The sequence below is a fragment of the Acinetobacter sp. UBA6526 genome (genome assembly GCF_002434875.1).
In the GTDB taxonomy this organism is placed as follows: Bacteria; Pseudomonadota; Gammaproteobacteria; order Pseudomonadales; family Moraxellaceae; genus Acinetobacter; species Acinetobacter venetianus.
On sequence record NZ_DJLC01000169.1, the window covers coordinates 1 to 19856 of the forward strand.

Here is a 19856-nt window from a genome sequence, read left to right on the forward strand (position 1 = left end):
GATATACGCGTCATCAGCTGGCTTGAGCGGAGCAACTGTACGCTCCATATCTCGCTTATCTCTAGCTTGTATGTTAGATAAAATGTCGCTTATTTTAGCATCAAGACCCATGCCCTGCAACTGTTTTACGCGTCTCTCAGCCCGAGACTCAGCCGAAGCAGTTAAATAAATTTTCGCTTGGGCTTCTGGAAAAATAGAAGTTGCCATGTCACGGCCATCAGCAACTAGACCAGGTGCTTTAATAAATGCGCGTTGGCGTTCAAACAATGCTTTACGCAACTCAGGAACAGCAGCAACTTTAGATGCGTACTCGCCCACTTGTTCAGTTCTAATCGTATTTGTTACATCAATTCCATCTAGGAAAATCAAAATCGAGTTTTCAGTTGACTTGAATTCGATATTTAAATTCAATGCACAATCAACACATTGGCTAAGTGCTGTATCAAGCTGATCCAACAATCCTTTTTGAAACAATGACAGCCCAAGCAAACGATAGAGTGCGCCAGAATCTAATAAATTAAAATGATAATGTGCGGCAATTTTTGCAGCCAATGTACCTTTACCAGATCCACTCGGACCATCAATCGTAATAATATGAACTGTCATTCCAATCTCTTTTTTATGAAGCAACTGATTTGGCTAATTTAGAAAATCCTAGTGTAATCGCTGCTTTTAGTTGTGCAAGAACTAATTTGCTTACAAAAGGTGCTTTTGCTGTTAATTCAATCTTATAAGTCACAAGCGTGATGTATGGCGTGATTTCTTTAAAGTCAATTTGTCCCAAATGATGTTTTACCAATGGGTTATTAATCAACTTATATTCGATACGTTTATTTTCTTCTAATAACGTAATTTCTTCTTGCAGCGGCTTAATTGGACCAAAACCCATACGACGAACAGAGCCAACACCATCAGGGCGTTGCGGATCAGCAGAATCTTTTACACGTACCACTTGAACTGGAGCGAAAGCTTTGTTGTAAGTTGAATGTTTTGACAATAATTCAAAAACTTCAGAAATCGGAGCATTAAATTCTTTTTTTACAGTGATTGCATTACGCATAACTTCGCCTTTTTGATCTAACCAAAATCATGGGAGGCTTAGTGTGCCACAACTAATGAAACATTTTTAATCATTTAAGGACGTTTTAGATAAACGATTTTTCTTTTTTTCATCTCTTCTTTTCTTGAAAAAATGACTTAATTGATTTGAGCATTGCTGCTGCATACAGCCATGCTCAAACGTAAACTTATGGTTGTAATATCCGTTCTCTAGTAACTGTCGAGCACTCACTAAAGAACCAGCTTTAGGTTCGGTTGTTGCAAAAACAACTTTTTGCACACGCGCATGAACCAATGCACCTACGCACATCGTGCAAGGTTCAAGAGTTACATAAAGAACAGCATCATCAGGAAGGCGGTAATTTTGAATTGATGTACAAGCAGAACGTAATGCTTGAATTTCAGCATGAGCTGTCGGATCAGACAGTTTAATCGGAGCGTTATAACCTGCACCAATAATCTTACCATCACTTACAATCACTGCTCCAACTGGAATTTCCCCATCTGCCGCAGCTAATGCAGCCTGCTCGTAAGCAAACTGCATCCAATATTCATCGTCTATATTTCTTTCAGTCATGACAAATTATGAAACAACGCCATATTGTCTCAACAATGCATTCCAGCTATCAATATCTGTTACTGGAGGATGATCTGACAAAATATCTTTTAAGGTAATTTTTTCAGCAGCTTTCCATTCTGGTGAAAGATCCTTATCCACCAAACGGGCACGTACACCTTCTACAAAGTCTGGATGGCGTATTTTCCAATCTGAAATTTGCGCTTCAAGAGCAAAAACCTCATCCCAAGCATGACCTTGCTTGCCCCACTGCCATAACAACCAAGTGATTGCTGCGGTGCTTGGAGAACCCTTCTGTAAATTCTCACTTGCTTGACGTAACCAGTCACTACTCGCTTCGCTCAAACCGATGATGGCTTGATAGTCATATTCAAAGCTTTGTCCACGACATACGCTATGAATAACATCGATAGAATTTTGCAACGGTCCAGAAGCTACAGGTCTATGCAGGCTATTTAAAGTATCGTCAATAGCACGGAATGCGCCTGCTGGATAATGATTCCAGTCAACATTGAGAACTTTTTGAAGCACGTTATCTCGTTGAGCCTCACAAATATGTGTCGCCCAGCCAATGCTAAATGCACCAGCAGCCGTCATGATCGAACCCGTCAACCCTGTAAATAAGCCAATTTGTCCACGATCAGCTAAAAAGCGGCTACCGCCTACATCTGGATATAAACCGATATTGATTTCTGGCATTGCCAAACGTGAATATGGCGTAACTAGACGAAATGGAGCTGCCATAAACAACCCAAGACCACCACCCATCACATAGCCTTCACCCCAAACAACGATTGGTTTAGCATAATTATGAAGTAATAAATCTAAAGCATATTCCTGCTCAAAAAATTTGTTTGCAGTATCAACTTCATTATTAATAACTAATTGACGAAGTTTACGAACATCACCACCTGCGCAGAATGCTTTAGGCGTTGTTGAATCAAACCAAATCGCTTTTACACTTTCATCGACGTGAAAGTCTTCAAACACTTTCAACAAGGCACTAACAATAGATTCATCTAATGCGTGTAAAGATTTTGGTCTGTTAAGGCGAACAATACGCCAACCATTTTTTGCCTGTTCGATAACTAAATCAGGATGATAGCTACTTAAATCGGGAGAAGTCATTATGCGTCCAATTGCCAGTCTATAGGCTCAATGCCATGTTGTTTCAAATAATCATTTGTTTTTGAAAACACTTTACAACCAAAAAAACCACCTCTATTCGCTGAAAGCGGAGATGGATGCGCTGCAGTCAGCACAAGGTGTTTATTGCGATCAATGCGTTGCCCTTTACGTTGCGCATAAGCACCCCATAAGATGAAGACAACTCGCTCACGTTGTTCATTTAACGTATCAATCACAGCATCGGTGAAGTCTTCCCATCCTTGCTTTTGATGTGATGTCGGCTGCCCAGCAGCAACTGTAAGTACGCTATTTAATAACAATACACCCTGAGCCGCCCATTTACTTAAATCTCCATGACGAGAAATAGGCACAGCTAAGTCAGTATGTAACTCATGAAAAATATTACGCAAAGATGGAGGTAATGCAACCCCTCTTTGTACAGAAAAACTTAAGCCATTCGCCTGATTTGGGCCATGATAAGGATCTTGTCCCAAAATTACGACCTTCACATTATTTAACGGCGTAGTGTTGAATGCATTAAAAATTTGCTTACTTGGCGGATAAATCGTTTTCTGTGCAAGTATCTCTTGTTGCAAAAATTCACGCAAATTATCCATCTTCTGACTGAGAAGAAAATCTGATAGTGAAGTTTTCCATGAGTCATCCAACTGAACTTTATTTAATTTGTCCTGCTGTTGTTCAGTAAATTGCATCAAAATTCCTTGAAATTAATTCGCTCAATAAATTGATAAAGTATTTAAATATTTACTTGTAGTTCTACATTCGGGTTTTGAAACTTCATACCATTTTTCAGTTTTTCATACATCTGCGTATCGCTCCACTCGGACTGTACTTGTTCAGAAAAAATGATTTGCTCTAAATCCAACAACCCCATTTGCTCATTATCAATATCTTCTTGGAAGCTTTGAGCATAGCCCGTATCTGTCTCATGCACGATCACAGAATACACCTCAACATCACCCTCACCATTCTGAGTAGAAGTCGAGTTTAATACTTGTTGAGCAATGAAAAAGAAAATACGTGAAAACTGCTCTGCCGAAGGTGAAACTGGTAAGGAAATCCAGCGAGCACTAAACGTTTTACATGCATCTATGTACGCAGCATCATCTTTTTGCCAGAAACAAATCGCATGGTCAAAACTATCAAACAACTCTTTAATGACGCCTTTTAAAAGACCAAAATCATAAACCATTTGTCCATGATCAAGCTTTGACGCTTTTAATAATAATTCAACTTTATAACTATGCCCATGAATCGAACGCTTACAACGATCCGATGTACAATTTCGTACAATATGAGCATTTTCAAACTTAAATAATTTACGAATTAACATGCACCAAGCTAATCTTTATCTGCAAACGAATTTTATTATAAAGCAAAAGAACTAGCATTGGGATTGATTTTAAATCTTGTCACCATTTGCAAACTCAATGATGAAAATTAATTAAAAGGTACAAGACTTCTTGAGTAAACAGTGACTTGCCTATCTTTTCTCACCATAGAGCTAGTAAATTGACGTTTCCGTTCGCTTAAAACAACTTCAATTTGAGCAGTGAAATAATTTGATTTGCTATCTAACAGTCCAGCAACATCATTTTTAGCCTGATCTTCAGCCCCAGAAAAAGCATTTAATTTCCACAAATCATCAACATTATTAAAATAAGTTAAATTAGAGAGTTTTGCTTTTAATTCTTGATCAAGAGCATTGACATCCACTCTTGGATCTATGCTTGCCAATAATAAGGCCGATGCAGTATTCATGTTGACTTTGGTTTGCTCTGGTAAAGCCGTCACATAAGGCTTAATCAAATCATAGTTTTTACCTTCAAAGCCTTTGACAAGCTTCAATTCATCAACACTATGAAACATTGTATTCGATGCCAAATAAGGCGGATTTAAACCTTGATAGTAGTTACTCTCGGCACCCATTGCACCAGTCGTTTCATCATCACTGTCCTGCCAATCAATTACAGCCTGACTTAATTCTGCTGGAAGCCCAACTCGCTGCAAAAGTTTTTCAAACCAACGCTTGGCTGCTTCATCAACTTTACCATCAGATTTAACCAAATTATTCAGGTTAAATTTACCAGATTCATCTAATAAACGACCAGATACAGCACCATCTTCAACTGAAAATGGGGGCATAGGCTTTGCCCAATTTTCCTGTAAATGATCAATACTGCTGCCGTTATCACTGTCTTGAATCAATAACTCAGAAAAAAAAGCTTCAGCACTCTTGGCATATAGTAAAGACTGATCTTGCCGCATCAAATATCCTGTATTTTCAGCAGTATTTGATTGTCGCTTTGCGATAGTTGCAGCCAAAATAGTCGCTAAAGCAACCATAACCAAAATCGTTAATAATGCAACGCCATGTTGTGATTGATTCTTTATCATCATTATTGACCATCCTGATTGGTACGAAGCAGACTATAAATCCATTCATAATCTGTTCCTGCTACCGTAAGCTGGATTTTCAATCCTAATGGTAGCTTTTTTAGTTCTACTACATTATTTGGATCATTGATATTTTCTGGCCATTGGGTTAATTCTTGAGGATTCAAAACAGTTACTTTAAATTGATCTACATTTTCAAGCAAAGTACTTGAAACAGGCTGAATACGATTTGGGATATTCAAGTTTGAATATTTAAGTCTATATACTTTTTTCTGTGCCGAATCATAACGATACTCTATTCGCTCATAAGGTGACAAACCTTGCTTTAGAGGATCTGAGACACCCGCCTTACTGAACATAAAACTTCTATCGTTGAGCACCAAAGCAGCCTGTATTTGCCGCCCATCATTTGCTGTTAAAGGAATAATTTGCAAACTGTCTCTTAAAATTTGCTGATACGCATCTTGCAATTCAAATAAATGTGTCTCATGTTCAGCATTACGATCTTTGACTTTGAGCAGATAATCAAAAACCTTCCAACCCATCATTGAAAGCACAGCAAAAATTGCGATCGCAACCAACAGCTCCACTAAGGTAAATCCTAAAACTGATTTCTGACGAGCAATGCTCGACCTTACTGCAAAGCAGGGAACTAAGCTTAGAGTGTTTGAATTAACCAAGTCAAACTTTGGTTGAGCATTAGAAACTGATGAAATACCAAACACATTTTTATTATTCATTATGTTCTAGCTTTTGCTGGATAATTAAAAAATACAACATTAGTAATTCCCGCTTCTAGTTTGCCTTGATCAGCATTAAATAAGCTAACTTGCAGTTCAATACGTTGTATTTTGGGGCTAATCGTTGATTGTGCTTTTTTATCAATTTGCCACGTTTCACCTTGAGAGGTCACTTGTTTAGATTGAGTTCCATCTAGCCACTCTTGGTTCATTTCCATCGTGGCAACTTCATTCATAGCAACAAACTGAGCTTTGGTCCTTAAAATTGCATTTGAAGTTGACTGAGTGTATTGCATCGCTATTTTTGTTAAAGCAATTGCTGCGACTGCAAAGATAGCCAATGCGACCATAACTTCAAGCAAGGTAAATCCTGAGACACGATTAAATCTTGCAGCGCTCGATCGTGTCACAAGATGAGAAGCTATTCTTTGAGCTACAGGATTAGCAAAGCATAGTTTCGTCTGAGTACCTGAAAGAGCACTATGTTTTGAGTATCTAATTTTCATTTACTTTACCCAAGTGATCTAACTCGAATTCGTGCCCAATTGCTTGTTGCTGATAATAAAACTGAATTCGAACAGGTTTAACCTCACCATTGCCAAACCAAATTAATTGAGGTGCCTTCCCCCCCAACAAATCTTCATTGTTAGCTTTTGGATAACTCTCATTATCCAGACTTTCAATGCTAAATGAAACTTGCTCAGGTAGCTGACGTGTTTTGAATTCTACATAAGGCTGCCAAGTCCGATCTTCTTGTTGAATTTGTTTTTTGCTCTGATCGTGATATTCGAACAAATTATAGCTAAACGGTGCGACATCAGTCGCATTCTGTGTATTTAAAGCAAATACCTTAGCTTGATCCGTTGCTTCTTTATTAATCTTTTTTAGATCTAAAATAAACATCTCACGGGCTTGCATCGCTCTACGTTGGTCAACACCACCAATATTCAATACAACTAAAGATGCCATAATCGTCATGATCACAATAACGACCATGACCTCAATCAAGGTAAATCCTGAGACACGATTAAATCGAGCAACACTCGATCGTGTCGCAAGACTAGAAGCCATGCTTTGAGTTACAGGATGAGTAAAACAACGTTTCTCTCTAAGAAGCCCAGCTTCGCAAGAAGGCAAAGCTCTATGCTCGAAGTGAGCAAATTTTCGTCGAACAACGCGCGGTTCTACTGCACAAGAAGCTACACTTCGAGTGTGAGGATGAACAAAATGAAATTTTGTCTGGATGTTAGACATAGAACTATGCTCAGGGTTGACGCATTTAAATCGAGCATAGCTTGAAACTTTAGCAAACCGAGAAATAAGATGTCGTTTGCTTGTTTGTCGACTATGCTGCGAGCAGTTCATTGTATTGACCAACTATGTCGTAATTGTTTCAAGTTGCTTCGGCATGGCTAAAGCTTGTTCGATATATGCAACTCGCAGAGTATCTCTTGAACCAAGATAACGCTGGTAAAAACTTGAATTGAGAATAACGGCAGCTCCATAAGTCAAAGACCAAATGGATGCTAAATAATCACGCGTTGTCATCGTGCTATTAATATCCAACAAATAGCTTTCTGTCATACGAATAATAATGCGTAAACGTTGTCGACGAACTTTATATAACTCACTAAATAATAGCTGTATACCTTGACCTGTTGTCGATAAACGCTCTTCTATCTGATGAAATAATGCTGTGCGTTCAGGATGATGTAAATGATGCAACATAAAGAAAGCTAAATGTTCAGGAAAACTTTTTTCAGTGTCCTGAATCATTTCCAAAAGCATTCGCTCATTACGAATGATTAACAACATATACAATTCATCTTTACTTTGAAAGTGTTTGTATAATGTGCCTTTGGCAAGATCTAGCTCTGCTGCAAGAGCATCCAAGGTCATGCCTGCTTCACCATTTTCTAATAGGAGTTGCTCAGCGATTTGAAAAATTAATACTTCTCGTGCTCTAAACTGAGCTTGACGATCCATTTTCACGTGATAACTCTCTTCCTAGTACAACAATAACCGTTTATTTCAAATTTAAGAGATTCTCGAAATTTTGTGTGGTAATCATACCAATCTCTTCAAGCGATTTATCATATACATCACTTAGTGCTTTTGCTACATAAGGAACATATTTTGGTTCATTCGTTTTACCACGATATGGTACTGGTGCTAAATAAGGACTATCCGTTTCTATTAACACTCGATCAAGAGGCACTTGCTTTGCAACATCCCGCAAATCTTGAGCATTTTTAAATGAAATAATCCCAGAGAAAGAGATATAGTAACCATAATCCAACACAGCTTTGGCTGTTTCCCAGTCTTCAGTGAAGCAATGTAAAATACCATGTGTCGATTGTTCAGCTCTAATGATATCAACGGTATCGTGTTTAGCTGATCGGGTGTGCACAACAACTGGTTTCTTTACTATTTTTGAAGCCTGTATATGACGAGCAAAGCATTGTTTTTGTTCTGTAATAAAATCTGTACTGTGATAATAATCCAAGCCAGTTTCACCTAGCGCCCAAACTTTTTCAGATTGGGCTAGTTCAACCAAATAGTCTGTTGTTGCTCTTGCCATCACATGATCATCTTCACAAGGATGCACGCCTACGGTATATCCAACATCATGATGACGAGATGCGATTTCTGCCAATTTAATATGATCATCAAGATCAACTGAAATCCCCATGAACTTCGAAACACCTGCAAGTCGAGCTTGTTCAAGTGCTTGATCTAAGTTTCCTTCATAAGGACTTAAATCCAACATGGTTAAATGGCAATGCGTATCAACAAACACTATTTTTTCCTATCTACGACTATAATTACATTGTATAACTTGGGCGATCTAAAGCCTTAGATCCTGCCAACAATTTTTCAGCTTCATTTTTATAATACACACCTTTTTCTCCCACAAGCTGGATTGCAAAGCCTTGTGGTTTAAAATGTGTATGTTTTTGAGAAATCCAAATTACTTTCCCTGTGAGTGGAATTTTCTGAGATTGTTCTGGTAAGGTCGCCAGCACGAAAACTTCTTGCCCCATTTTCACAGCTTGTTTAGTTGGAACAAATAAACCTCCGCCTTGAACAAAAGGCATATAGCTAGATTGCAAGGTTGCTTTATCAGGAATATTTACCTGTATAATCCCACCCATCATTTGCGGCTGCATAACATTCCCCTGTTAAATTTAAACTTAAATCATTCTTATATAACTAAATATTCTAAATATCGATCAAATATATGTTCCATTTGATTGATTATGAATAATCAGATTGCAAAAAACCGTAGACAAAAATTACGTTATTTCTTGATTTGATTATAAGAAACATTAGATGAAACAACAAACAATGTTTTGCATCTAACTCCCTCATCAAACTGCATATGCACAGCAATTAAACACATATTTTTCATAACACATCTAGTGAAATAAAAAACAGAGCCTATGCTCTGTTCTTATGTAACAACTCATAACGCAATCATGTTAGGAAACATTCATAAGTTGAATAAACAACTCATCCATAGCCAATTGAGTTTGAACATTTTGCTCTACCATCAGCTTTTTATGTTGTAAATCACTATAAATCTCAAAAAGTTTTTCTAAATCATAGCATTCGGCTAATGCTTGAAAATCCAAATCATAGTTACGCGTTGATTGATTGAGCTTCAAACTAATCAAATCACCTAGCAGATATTCAAACATGGTGACAAACTCTGAAAAATTCAATTCTTTAGACCACTTACCAGAATAGTTCAAAGGCATATTTTTTTCAGAGACTAGTTTCAGCCAATCACTTAAAAAGTTATTTCTTTTAGAAAGCCATTCGCTTTGTTGAAGTTCGATTGCACTCAACGGCATATCATTTGCCAAATTTAGTAGCAATGAAACTTGCTCTGCGGAAATATCTGGTAATTGCTGCTGAACAAACTGCTGAGCATCCTGAATCGTTAAACGATCTAAAGCAAAATGCTGTAGACGACTACGAATCGTCGCCGGTAATTTTAAATAGTGATCTGCTAATAGAATAAGAACAACGCGCTCACCAGGTTCTTCCAATGTTTTTAGTAAAGCATTAGAGGATGCAGTATTGAGTGCTTCAGCTGGTTCGATCACAACCACACGCCAGCCTTCACCGGTTTGTTGAACAAATGGAAGTAAATCTCGAATTTTTTCGATTTTTATTTTCGCATTTTGTTTCTTATTTTCTTCATCTGTTGTGATGTGAACATAATTTGGATGCGTATCAGATTTCAACCACTGACAGCTACTACACTCACCACACGCTGATTGAGCTTTTTTATTTAAACACAGCACCCAAGCGACAAAACGTTGTGCAAACTCTCGTTTTGCACAACCATTCTTACCGTAGAAAAGTAAGCCATGCCCAATGTCAGGAAAACGTGTTGTTAACAGTTCCCAAGTTTGTTCATGCCATGGATAAATCATCGGATGTTGTAAATCGACCATTATATATTATTCAAATAAGCTTTCAGGCATTGCATTTAGACGATCTAAATCAGCTTGCGTATCTACACCTGGCGGTAAGTTAGCCTCAGCTACGGCTATTGCAATACGATGACCATTCTCTAATACACGTAGCTGCTCTAAACTTTCTAACTTTTCAAGTTTACCTTGATCCCAAGTTACATATTCTTGTAGTAACTTCACACGATAGGCATATAAGCCTAAATGACGAAATGCTTGATCATGTAGTCTAGCTTCTGTTTCTTTTGCGCCATCACGATCATAAGGAATGGTAGCTCGACTAAAATACAATGCTTCATTACGATTGCTCATGACGACTTTTACAATGCTATCACGATGAAACTCATCCAAACTATGGATCGATTCGCATAAAGTTGACATCGAACATTGCGGATTATCAACCAAGAGCTGAGATACTTGTTGTACTAGTTGTGCAGGTAATAATGGTTCATCACCTTGTACATTGACAATAATATCATTCTGCGCCCAGCCTTTTAGACGAGCAACTTCACTGAGGCGATCTGTGCCAGAAGGATGATCCGCACTTGTTAATACAACATCTACCCCCTCTGCACGGCAAACTTCTGCAATTCGCTCATCATCCGTAGCAACACACAAATCATCAAACCCTGCTACTTTTTTAGCTTGATCCACCACACGTAAAATCATTGGACGACCATGAATTAGTAATAATGGCTTCGCTGGTAAACGTGAACTCGCAAAACGAGCAGGAATAACAATATGTTTCATGATAGTGCTCTAAGAAAATTGAATACCGACTTGTTGTAATTGTTGTTTCAACAACTCATAACAATCAGGTGATAAAACTGCTTCAACAGGAACAACCCAAATCGGGATATTAAAATTAGGGTTTTGTGATAATAATGCCTTAAATTTCACAGCATCTTTTTCAGTCGTAATGATTGCATCCTGATTATCAAAAGTTAAGTCTGAAATCTCATAATCATGGTGATCTGGGAATTCATGTGCTTGGTACTGAATCACGCCAATCTGACTCAATGTTTGATAAAAACGTTCAGGAAAACCTATTCCTACGACAGCATTAAAATATTTTTCTCGGTCAAACAAAACAGAATCAAGATTTTTATTTAACAGATAAGGCAAGCCTATTTGTAAATGCATATTATTGGAAACTTGAGCAGCTTTAGCTTTGGTATGGTAAATAACAGTACTACGCGATAAACGAGCTTTTGGTTCACGCAAATAACCTTCAGGTAATAATCTTTCATTTCCCAAACCTCGATTCTGATCTAACACGATCCATTCAATCTGACGATCAAGTGCCCAATGCTGAAGACCATCATCACTAATAATTAAATCTAATGCATGAGATTGCAATAACAACTCTATAGAGGCTTGGCGATTAGGCCCAACAGCCATAGGCACACTAGTAGACTGCACAATCAATGCTGGTTCATCACCAACAGTATCTGGTTCTGACAATCGATTAACTAATGCTGGGAAAGGCCCTTGTCCCCCATAACCACGGCTGATCACGCCAACGCGGATATTATGCTGTTGTAAGTATTTAACCAACTGGATTAATAAAGGCGTTTTACCACTACCACCTACAGTAATATTACCAATCACCATCACTGGTACTGGCGCTTTATAAACAGTTTTAATGCCAGATGCATACAGAGATTTATTCAGATTAAATCCGAATCGATACAACCATGATAATGGACGCAACACAATTAACCATGAGGCTTGTTTATTCCAAGCATCCTGTATATGTTGCGCTAAAGACATCCTTAGTTTTCCTCAAAATTACGTTCATGCAACTGATAGTACATACCATTTTTTGCAAGTAATTCTGCATGTGTACCTTGTTCAACAATCTGTCCTTTATCCATCACCACAATCAAATCAGCATTTTCAACAGTAGATAAACGGTGTGCAATCACAATCGTAGTACGGCCCTGCATTGCCTCATCAAATGCTTGCTGGATAAAATATTCAGATTCGTTATCCAAGGCACTCGTTGCCTCATCCAAAATTAAAATTGGAGAGTCTTTTAAAATCGCTCTCGCAATTGCAAGACGCTGACGCTGACCACCAGACAAGTTTAGACCCTGCGCACCCAAAATAGTGTCGTAGCCTTGAGGAAGGTTCATAATAAAGTCGTGTGCATAAGCCGCTTTCGCCGCAGCAATCACTTGCTCATCGCTTGCGTCTTGTAATTGACCATACGCAATGTTGTCACGAACTGAACGATTAAAAAGTACAACTTGCTGATTTACAGTTGCAATTTGTGAACGTAAATAAGATAACTCAATCTCTTGAACAGGAATTTCATCAAAATAAATTTGCCCACTACTCAACTCTTGGAAGCGAGGTAACATATTTACTAGAGAAGTTTTTCCTGCACCCGACCGTCCGACCAACGCAACGGTTTGACCAGTCTTTATAGTTAGACAGATATCCTTAATTGCATGCGTACCATCTTCATATCTAAGATTAGCGTGATCAAATTGGATATTACCTTTCAATACGGGCTTAAGCTGCCCATTATTAATTTCTTCTGGCATATCTAGTAATTCAAATACTGAATGTGCTGCTGCCAATCCACGTTGAAGTTTTTCATTAATATCAGTTAAATTTTTAACCGGTTTAGAAATTAATCCTGCAGCAGTAATGAATGAAATAAATTCACCAGCGGTAGTATCACCAAAAACTTGTGGGCGTAAAGCTAGCCAAAGAATAATAGCCATCGCCATCGATAATAATAGCTGAATGATTGGACTATTAATATTTTGTACCACAACCATTTTTAAACCACGACGAAGGTTCTCTTCAGAAGATTTATAAAAACGTTGTTGTTCAAATGCTTCACCAGTAAAGCTCTTAACAACAGAATTTCCTGTAATTGTTTCTTGCACAACATGATTCACGTCACCCATAGTATTTTGCACTTGGATTGACAATTTTCGCATCTTCTTAGATGCTATTCTAACCAATATACCAATAAACGGCATGAAAACTACGATGCATAATGTTAAACGCCAATTGGTATAAAGCAAATACCCCAACAAGCCAGTAACAATCAAACCATCCTTAATTAACGTCTGTAACGATTCAGAAGAAGCAGCTGTTAACTGCTCCACGTTATACATCAACTTTGCACTAATATGTCCAGCACTATTATCAAGATAATATTGAGATGGTAGTCTTAACAGTTTCGCATAGACTTCCTGACGAATACTAAATACTAGGCGACGTGAAATAACAGCAGAAAAGTAACCACCAAGGAACAAACCTACGCCACGAAAAAACATCAGTAAAACAATAAGCGCAGGGAACCAATCTAAATTTGTACGGCTATCATTTTGAATTGCATCGATAATATACTTGAGAAGTTTAGCGACTGATACTTCAGTAGCCGCATTAATACCAAAACCAAGTAACACTAATAAGGCCACGCCCCAATAAGATTTTAAATACGATATTAAGCGAACATAAACCTTAAAATCTTGATTCACTCGGTAAAACCTCTAGTTGGAACTTTTGTGCTGATATTGACGTTTACAAAACCTAGTTGGCCTGCAACATCCATAACTCGAATTACATCTTGATGAGTTGCCTTAGCATCCGCCGCAATAATAAACATAAAATCTCTACGGTCTTGCGCAACTTGCTTAATTGCAGTGCTGAGATCTGCAACATCTTTGGAGGATAATGCTTGACCATTCACGGAATAGTGTCCTGTCGAGTCTACCATGATTTCAATTTTATGATCGAATTGTTTAGGTGGAACACCCTGAGCATCTGGCAATGTTAGATTTATACGGCTTTGCTGGCTAAAAGTCGTTGAAAGTAATAAAAACACCAAAATAAATAACATACAGTCAATCATTGGTGTCAAATTAATATGAATATCTTCAACTTGAGAACGTTTAAATTTCATGAGATCACCTATGCTTTAGCTTGCACGGCGATGTTCTTGAACATGTGGTACTTTTTTATAGAAAAGTGCTGCATGAAACAAAGTTGATTGTTGCTCGAGTTCAGCAACATACTCATGAACAACTCGTTGGAAATATCGATAAGCAATCATCGCTGGAATTGCAATAAGCATCCCCACAGCAGTTGTAATTAGCGCCTTAGAAATACCTGGCATCATTGTACTTGCATTACCTACTGAACCAACATCAATCACTAGAAATGACTCAATAATACCTAATACAGTACCCAACAAACCAAGCAACGGTGCAATTGCACTTAGTGTACCGAGAAAATTGATATTCTTTTCTAGATGAGTAATTTCTTGAGATGCCGCTGCCTCCATTTGGGCACAAGCAAACTGTTCACCTTGATCTTTGTGATCATAACCAGCTTTTAGTATTCGCCCTAATGGACTACGTTTAGCTTTCTCTTGATCTAACTTAGCAACAAGTGTTTCTAAATCAGCACCATTTACAAGTAAATCTTGTGGTAAAACTTGAGAGCGCTTTAATCTAAGATAACGCTCTAATGTAATCGCAACCGTAAAAATTGATGAGAGAATGAGAGGCAGCATTAACCAACCGCCAGCCTTTACGAGTTCCCACATATTATTCCCCAATAATATTTAAAATATAACAGGACGCATCCTAAATATTAGTTAGGTAAACAAATATTCAAAATACCATCCAACTCATCCAATGAGTGGTAATGAATGACCATTTTCCCTTTGCCTTTTTGATTATGGTCAATTTTCACATTTGCTCCGAAACGCTCTGAAAGTCTCTGAGTTAAATGCTCAATATCAGGAGAAACTTGCACCTTTTCCTTTTCAGGTTTTGGTTCACTCCACTCACGAACTAATTGTTCAGTTTGACGCACTGACAAATCTTTTTCAATTACGATTTTAGCGACTTCCAATTGATCTTTTGCTTTCAAAGCTAGAATGGCACGGGCATGCCCCATATCAATTTGACCTTGCTGCATAAAATCTTTAATTGGATCAGCTAAGCTTAACAAACGTAATAAGTTACTTACTGTCGTACGAGCTTTGCCAACAGTATCCGCAATTTCCTGATGGCTTAAACCAAATTCATCATGGAAACGTTGTAGTGCAAGCGCTTGATCAATCGGATTTAAATCTTGACGTTGAATGTTCTCAATTAACGCTAAAGCAATTGCAACCTGATCATTTAGATCTCGTACAATCGCAGGAATTTCTGCCAAGCCCGCGAGTTGAGCAGCCCGCCAACGACGTTCACCCGCAATGATTTCGTAAGGATGTTGTTCATTATCAACTGGACGGATGACGATTGGCTGCATTACACCATGCTTTTCAATTGATGATGCAAGCTCTTGTAAATCTTGTTCTTGGATAAAACGACGTGGCTGATACTCACCACGTTTTAATAAATTAACATCAATTTGCTTGAGTTGACCATGATCTAAGGTTTGTGCTTCAAGTTGCAATTTTTCTTTTTGAATTGAACCCAACAGCGCATCTAAACCACGACCTTTAGCCAATCCGCGTTTTTTGATGCTCATACCGCACTTCCTTTTTTCACTTTACTTTTCTTCAACATTTCTGCTGCTAAATTCAAATATGCAACTGCGCCTTTTGAGCTTTTCTCAAAATAGATAACAGGCAAACCATGTGCTGGCGCTTCCGCTAAACGAATATTTCTCGGGATAACTGTGTCATATAGTTTCTTACCAAAATATTGCTCTAATTCAGCCGAAACATCACGCGTCAATGCATTACGTGCATCGTACATGGTACGTAATACCCCTACGATTTCCAAGTTCGGATTGAGGGCTTTTTGTATACGATCAATTGTTTGCGTTAGATCTGCTAAACCTTCCAAAGCATAATATTCACATTGCATTGGAATAATTACACCATTCACAGCTGCTAAGGCATTCACTGTGATTAGACTCAAACTTGGTGCACAATCTACAATAATATAATCAAACGCCGAATCGACTTCCTGTAAGGCATTTTTCAGAATGAACTCACGCCCTTCTTGCTCTGCAATTGCAAGCTCTACACCAGCAAGTTCACGATTTGCACCTAAAACTTTATAACCTACTTCTGCTTTTTGAATTGCCGTTTCGATAGGTACCTCACCTAACAGCACATCAGTTACAGAATAAAGTAAATCATTCTTTTGAACACCAGACCCCATGGTGGCATTTCCTTGCGAGTCCATATCGACTAACAAGACACGTTTTTTTAAGATCGCCAAAGATGCAGCAAGATTCACTGCTGTTGTGGTTTTCCCTACACCACCTTTTTGGTTTGCAATCGCAATAATTTGAGCCATGATTACCCTTAATATTTTTTATTGAATACGTTGAAGTAAAAGTAAATGACGTTGTTCATCTAATCTCGGTACACGAAGCTCAACAACCTTACAAGAATATTCATTCTTCATTTGTTCAACCTCATCCATAGGAATTAGACCTTTCATCGCCGCGATAATGCTTTGTTGATGCATATACGGCTGTGCAGCATTTACAAAATCCGTCAGAGATGCAAAGGCTCTACTTGTAATGACATCGAACTGACCAAGCTCACCAATGCTATCTTCATTTTCAACACGTGTTTGAACTGCAATTACATTTGTTAGTTTTAAATCAGCAATAAATTGCTTTAGGAATCGAATCTTTTTTCCATTTGAATCCAATAAAACGCATGAACGCTCTGGTTGACACAATGCAATGATCATGCCGGGCATACCACCGCCTGTTCCAACATCCAACAAACGACCTTCCGGTAAATCTTTTAAAATACTTAAGCTATCTAATAAATGTTTAACCAACATTTCTTTTGGATCGCGAATGGCTGTCAGGTTATATGCCTTATTCCAAAGCACGAGTGCATCTTGATATTTCAATAAGAGAGTTAAAGCCTCTTCACTTAGATCTAAACCTAGTGCTTGGCTACCTTGCTTTAATTCTTGAAAAAAAGGATGCATAACGGTGTAACATCTCGATAAATTTGCTGTGCAGTATACCGATTTCTGATACAAGACACAGTAGGACTTGTTGAACGATTATGCAGTTAAACATCTATGTTCATGATAAACTGCACAATCCATCAGTTTTTTGTCTTTCCTTATACAAATCAAAGAGTGACAAAAATTAATTTTATTAGCAGAACACACCTTGTTTGATTTGCTGATCAAGTTGCTCTAAACGATCAGGTGTTCCTACATCAACCCAAATTGCTTGCATTTTTTCGGCTGAAACTCGCTGTTGCTGCATGGCTTGTTTAAGCAAAGGGGCTAACGGGCGTTTGCCATTCTCTAAACCCACAAACATTTGCGGTTGTAATACAGCAACACCGCTATACGTGAGCGCCTCACCAAGTTGATCTTGCTCAAAAGTATAAGCCAAATCGTTTGCTAGAATAAAATCGCCTTTGGTATGTTGTGGCGGGTTATCAACCAACACCAAGTGTGCTTGCTTATCACCCAAATCAACATCCAACAATGTAGAAAAGTCCATTGTTGTCCAGACATCACCATTGACCAAAATAAAAGGATCAGTTCCTAGCAATGGTAAAGCATTAATGATACCTCCTGCCGTTTCCAACCCCTCACCTTCATGAGACCATAATATCGTGACACCGAATTGAGAGCCATCACCCAAAGTATTTGCAAGTTTTTCACCTAACCATGCTGTATTGATGACAATTTCAGTTACACCAATCTTTTGTAACTTTTCAATATGCCAAACAATTAATGGTTTGCCACCAACTTCGAGTAAAGGTTTAGGTGTGTGCAGTGTCAGCGGACGCATACGATTGCCCATACCAGCAGCTAGAATCATTGCTTTCATTATGCTGCAACCTCATAGTCACCATACTTGGCAATAAACTTTGGCATAACCACTTCACGGATAAACTGCATAAAGTCATTCAATTCATCATAACCTTGGCTTTCTTCTAGCAGATACCACATTACACGCGGTAAATCTTTTAAATATCCTGATTTTCCATCACGCTCAAACAAACGAACGAAAATACCTAAAATTTTCAAATGACGTTGAATTGCCATTAAGTCCGCATCACGCTTGAACTGTTCAAAATTACGATTTTCTTTCGCCGCTGCTGGCAATAAGTTATAGAAAACTTCAAACCATTCGTAGACACGATCAGCATTCCACTGCACGTAGGCATCACGTGTAATGGAAATCAGATCATAAGTATCTGCGCCAATCACAGCATCCTGAAAGTCAATCACCCCTAATTCTTGTTCATTTTCAATTTTCATCAAATTACGACTGTGAAAATCACGATGCACAATGACTTGCGGTTGCTGAGTTGCCTCTACAGCAAGAAAATCAAATGCTTGCTCAATTGTTTCTAACTGCTGTTCCGAAGGTTGAATATCCAATGAAGGCAACATCCAGTCCGTCAACAAACGCATTTCCGACATCAGTTTGTCATATGAGTATTCTGGTAAATATTCTTTACCATCAATCTGCTGCAATTCAATTAACTGCTTGAAGCTTTGAGCATAATATTCATCTACCGTCGTATCATTTAACAATGTAGATAAAACTACATCACCAAAATCCTCCAACAACAACAAACCTTGATCGAGATCTTTTGCAATGATATGCGGAACACGCACATCGTGCTTGTCAAAAAACTCATCAATGATCACAAATGGAACACAATCTTCTTTTTCAGGCGGCGCATCCATAAGCATATATGTTTTGTTTTGTAACTTAACTCGTGCGTAACGACGAAAGCTCGCATCTCCTGCCAAAAAGCTGATCTCAAATTGATCTGATTGGAGAGTGGCTTGAAGCCAAGTTTGTATCAATTGTTCACGTTGTGTATTCATTTGCAATAAAATCTAAAACTAGCTGAGATTTTGAAAGCTTAAGTGTAGCCACTTATCAACTTTTTCTCTATGATGCGACAATAATTAATTGTGAATTAGCGTACTGGTTAATGAGACAATGAAACATCAGTTTAAATTTAATCCTTTAGCAACTGCTATTTTGACACTCTTGTGTGGCGGCTCGATTCAATCAAGTTTCGCAGCAACAGATTCGTCTCATGTCTCGACTTTAGACAATGCCCAGCTTAAAGCTAAACTTCAACAAGACCAAGAAAGCTTTCCCGGTCAAAAGTTTTTTCAACAGTATTACGTTGATAAATCTGCACCAGAAGCACAGTTACGTGATAACCGTTACTTAAGCTCTTCTTTCTGTCAAGGAACATGGGTTACACCGATTAACCCTGAAACCAAAGCTGTTGATGCAAGTAGCACAACCTCTGTAATCACAGCAGATTACGGTCACTATAATCCTGAAGGTGATTCAGTCCTGCAAGGCAATGTTATAATCGACCAAGAAGGACGAACCATTCGTGCAGATCAGGTGACGATTGATTCAACTCAGACATACGCAAATGCACAAGGTCGTGTTCAGCTTGCACAATCAGGTTTATTAACGCAAAGTGACCAAATT

Annotated in this window: 25 protein-coding genes; 1 reads left to right on the plus strand and 24 read right to left on the minus strand. The window is 38.2% G+C overall.

Annotation, left to right across the window (positions count from 1 at the left end; genetic code table 11):
- From cmk to B4237_RS11835, 24 genes are all read right to left on the minus strand, one after another.
- Positions 1 to 606 (minus strand): (d)CMP kinase (gene cmk, locus B4237_RS11720; protein WP_286943234.1); only part of this gene is annotated, 606 nt, incomplete at its 3' end.
- A 13-nt stretch (positions 607 to 619) separates the two neighbouring features.
- A complete protein-coding gene (locus B4237_RS11725; protein ID WP_007481838.1) occupies positions 620 to 1060 on the minus strand; it encodes an SRPBCC family protein in 441 nt (146 codons plus the stop codon).
- Between the two features lie 66 nt (positions 1061 to 1126).
- Positions 1127 to 1636, minus strand: coding sequence for a tRNA adenosine(34) deaminase TadA (gene tadA / locus B4237_RS11730; RefSeq protein WP_004879870.1), 510 nt, complete (start codon positions 1634 to 1636; stop codon positions 1127 to 1129).
- Positions 1637 to 1642: 6 nt separating this feature from the next.
- On the minus strand, positions 1643 to 2764 hold the full coding sequence (locus tag B4237_RS11735; protein ID WP_004879873.1) for an enoyl-CoA hydratase/isomerase family protein: 1122 nt from the start codon (positions 2762 to 2764) through the stop codon (positions 1643 to 1645).
- The gene (gene ung, locus B4237_RS11740) at positions 2764 to 3477 is read right to left on the minus strand and encodes a uracil-DNA glycosylase (RefSeq protein ID WP_004879875.1); all 714 of its coding nucleotides are present in this window, start codon (positions 3475 to 3477) and stop codon (positions 2764 to 2766) included. The genes B4237_RS11735 and ung overlap by 1 nt, the downstream gene beginning before the upstream one ends.
- Before the next feature lie 44 nt (positions 3478 to 3521).
- Positions 3522 to 4118 carry a 6-pyruvoyl trahydropterin synthase family protein gene (locus B4237_RS11745; RefSeq protein WP_004879878.1) on the minus strand — a complete coding sequence of 199 codons (597 nt, stop codon included), beginning with the start codon at positions 4116 to 4118 and terminating at the stop codon, positions 3522 to 3524.
- Between the two features lie 107 nt (positions 4119 to 4225).
- On the minus strand, positions 4226 to 5182 hold the full coding sequence (gspK, locus tag B4237_RS11750) for a type II secretion system minor pseudopilin GspK (RefSeq protein WP_278595254.1): 957 nt from the start codon (positions 5180 to 5182) through the stop codon (positions 4226 to 4228).
- Between the two features lie 2 nt (positions 5183 to 5184).
- Complete coding sequence (gene gspJ / locus B4237_RS11755; protein ID WP_278595151.1) at positions 5185 to 5922, minus strand: type II secretion system minor pseudopilin GspJ; 738 nt, start codon at positions 5920 to 5922, stop codon at positions 5185 to 5187.
- Positions 5922 to 6428 carry a type II secretion system minor pseudopilin GspI gene (gene gspI, locus B4237_RS11760; protein ID WP_374974162.1) on the minus strand — a complete coding sequence of 169 codons (507 nt, stop codon included), beginning with the start codon at positions 6426 to 6428 and terminating at the stop codon, positions 5922 to 5924. Before gspI ends, gspJ begins: the two co-directional genes overlap by 1 nt.
- Positions 6418 to 6993 (minus strand): prepilin-type N-terminal cleavage/methylation domain-containing protein, encoded by a 576-nt coding sequence (locus B4237_RS11765; RefSeq protein ID WP_278595252.1) that lies wholly within the window; start codon positions 6991 to 6993, stop codon positions 6418 to 6420. Before B4237_RS11765 ends, gspI begins: the two co-directional genes overlap by 11 nt.
- A gap of 306 nt (positions 6994 to 7299) precedes the next feature.
- Positions 7300 to 7908, minus strand: coding sequence for a TetR/AcrR family transcriptional regulator (locus tag B4237_RS11770; protein ID WP_017196661.1), 609 nt, complete (start codon positions 7906 to 7908; stop codon positions 7300 to 7302).
- Between the two features lie 40 nt (positions 7909 to 7948).
- On the minus strand, positions 7949 to 8722 hold the full coding sequence (locus B4237_RS11775; RefSeq protein WP_278595150.1) for a TatD family hydrolase: 774 nt from the start codon (positions 8720 to 8722) through the stop codon (positions 7949 to 7951).
- A 25-nt stretch (positions 8723 to 8747) separates the two neighbouring features.
- Entirely contained in the window at positions 8748 to 9092 is a 345-nt protein-coding gene (locus B4237_RS11780; RefSeq protein ID WP_004879891.1) for a PilZ domain-containing protein, read from the minus strand.
- Positions 9093 to 9404: 312 nt separating this feature from the next.
- The gene (locus B4237_RS11785) at positions 9405 to 10388 is read right to left on the minus strand and encodes a DNA polymerase III subunit delta' (RefSeq protein WP_278595149.1); all 984 of its coding nucleotides are present in this window, start codon (positions 10386 to 10388) and stop codon (positions 9405 to 9407) included.
- 6 nt (positions 10389 to 10394) lie between these two features.
- Complete coding sequence (gene kdsB / locus B4237_RS11790) at positions 10395 to 11156, minus strand: 3-deoxy-manno-octulosonate cytidylyltransferase (protein WP_278595148.1); 762 nt, start codon at positions 11154 to 11156, stop codon at positions 10395 to 10397.
- Positions 11157 to 11165: 9 nt separating this feature from the next.
- On the minus strand, positions 11166 to 12179 hold the full coding sequence (gene lpxK / locus B4237_RS11795) for a tetraacyldisaccharide 4'-kinase (RefSeq protein WP_278595147.1): 1014 nt from the start codon (positions 12177 to 12179) through the stop codon (positions 11166 to 11168).
- 2 nt (positions 12180 to 12181) lie between these two features.
- Positions 12182 to 13909 (minus strand): lipid A export permease/ATP-binding protein MsbA, encoded by a 1728-nt coding sequence (msbA, locus tag B4237_RS11800; RefSeq protein ID WP_278595146.1) that lies wholly within the window; start codon positions 13907 to 13909, stop codon positions 12182 to 12184.
- Complete coding sequence (locus B4237_RS11805) at positions 13906 to 14334, minus strand: ExbD/TolR family protein (protein WP_004879903.1); 429 nt, start codon at positions 14332 to 14334, stop codon at positions 13906 to 13908. Before B4237_RS11805 ends, msbA begins: the two co-directional genes overlap by 4 nt.
- A 15-nt stretch (positions 14335 to 14349) precedes the next feature.
- Entirely contained in the window at positions 14350 to 14979 is a 630-nt protein-coding gene (locus tag B4237_RS11810; protein ID WP_278595145.1) for a MotA/TolQ/ExbB proton channel family protein, read from the minus strand.
- Between the two features lie 47 nt (positions 14980 to 15026).
- A complete protein-coding gene (locus B4237_RS11815) occupies positions 15027 to 15914 on the minus strand; it encodes a ParB/RepB/Spo0J family partition protein (protein ID WP_278595144.1) in 888 nt (295 codons plus the stop codon).
- The gene (locus B4237_RS11820; protein WP_019384475.1) at positions 15911 to 16693 is read right to left on the minus strand and encodes a ParA family protein; all 783 of its coding nucleotides are present in this window, start codon (positions 16691 to 16693) and stop codon (positions 15911 to 15913) included. The genes B4237_RS11815 and B4237_RS11820 overlap by 4 nt, the downstream gene beginning before the upstream one ends.
- 18 nt (positions 16694 to 16711) lie before the next feature.
- Positions 16712 to 17347, minus strand: a complete 636-nt coding sequence (gene rsmG / locus B4237_RS11825; RefSeq protein ID WP_061524666.1) for a 16S rRNA (guanine(527)-N(7))-methyltransferase RsmG — start codon at positions 17345 to 17347, stop codon at positions 16712 to 16714.
- Positions 17348 to 17522: 175 nt separating this feature from the next.
- Complete coding sequence (gene murU / locus B4237_RS11830) at positions 17523 to 18212, minus strand: N-acetylmuramate alpha-1-phosphate uridylyltransferase MurU (RefSeq protein WP_278595143.1); 690 nt, start codon at positions 18210 to 18212, stop codon at positions 17523 to 17525.
- Positions 18212 to 19225 carry an aminoglycoside phosphotransferase family protein gene (locus B4237_RS11835; RefSeq protein ID WP_278595142.1) on the minus strand — a complete coding sequence of 338 codons (1014 nt, stop codon included), beginning with the start codon at positions 19223 to 19225 and terminating at the stop codon, positions 18212 to 18214. The genes murU and B4237_RS11835 overlap by 1 nt, the downstream gene beginning before the upstream one ends.
- 118 nt (positions 19226 to 19343) lie before the next feature.
- Here B4237_RS11835 and B4237_RS11840 point away from each other — a divergent pair.
- A partial coding sequence (locus tag B4237_RS11840; RefSeq protein ID WP_286943243.1) for an LptA/OstA family protein occupies positions 19344 to 19856 on the plus strand: 513 nt, incomplete at its 3' end.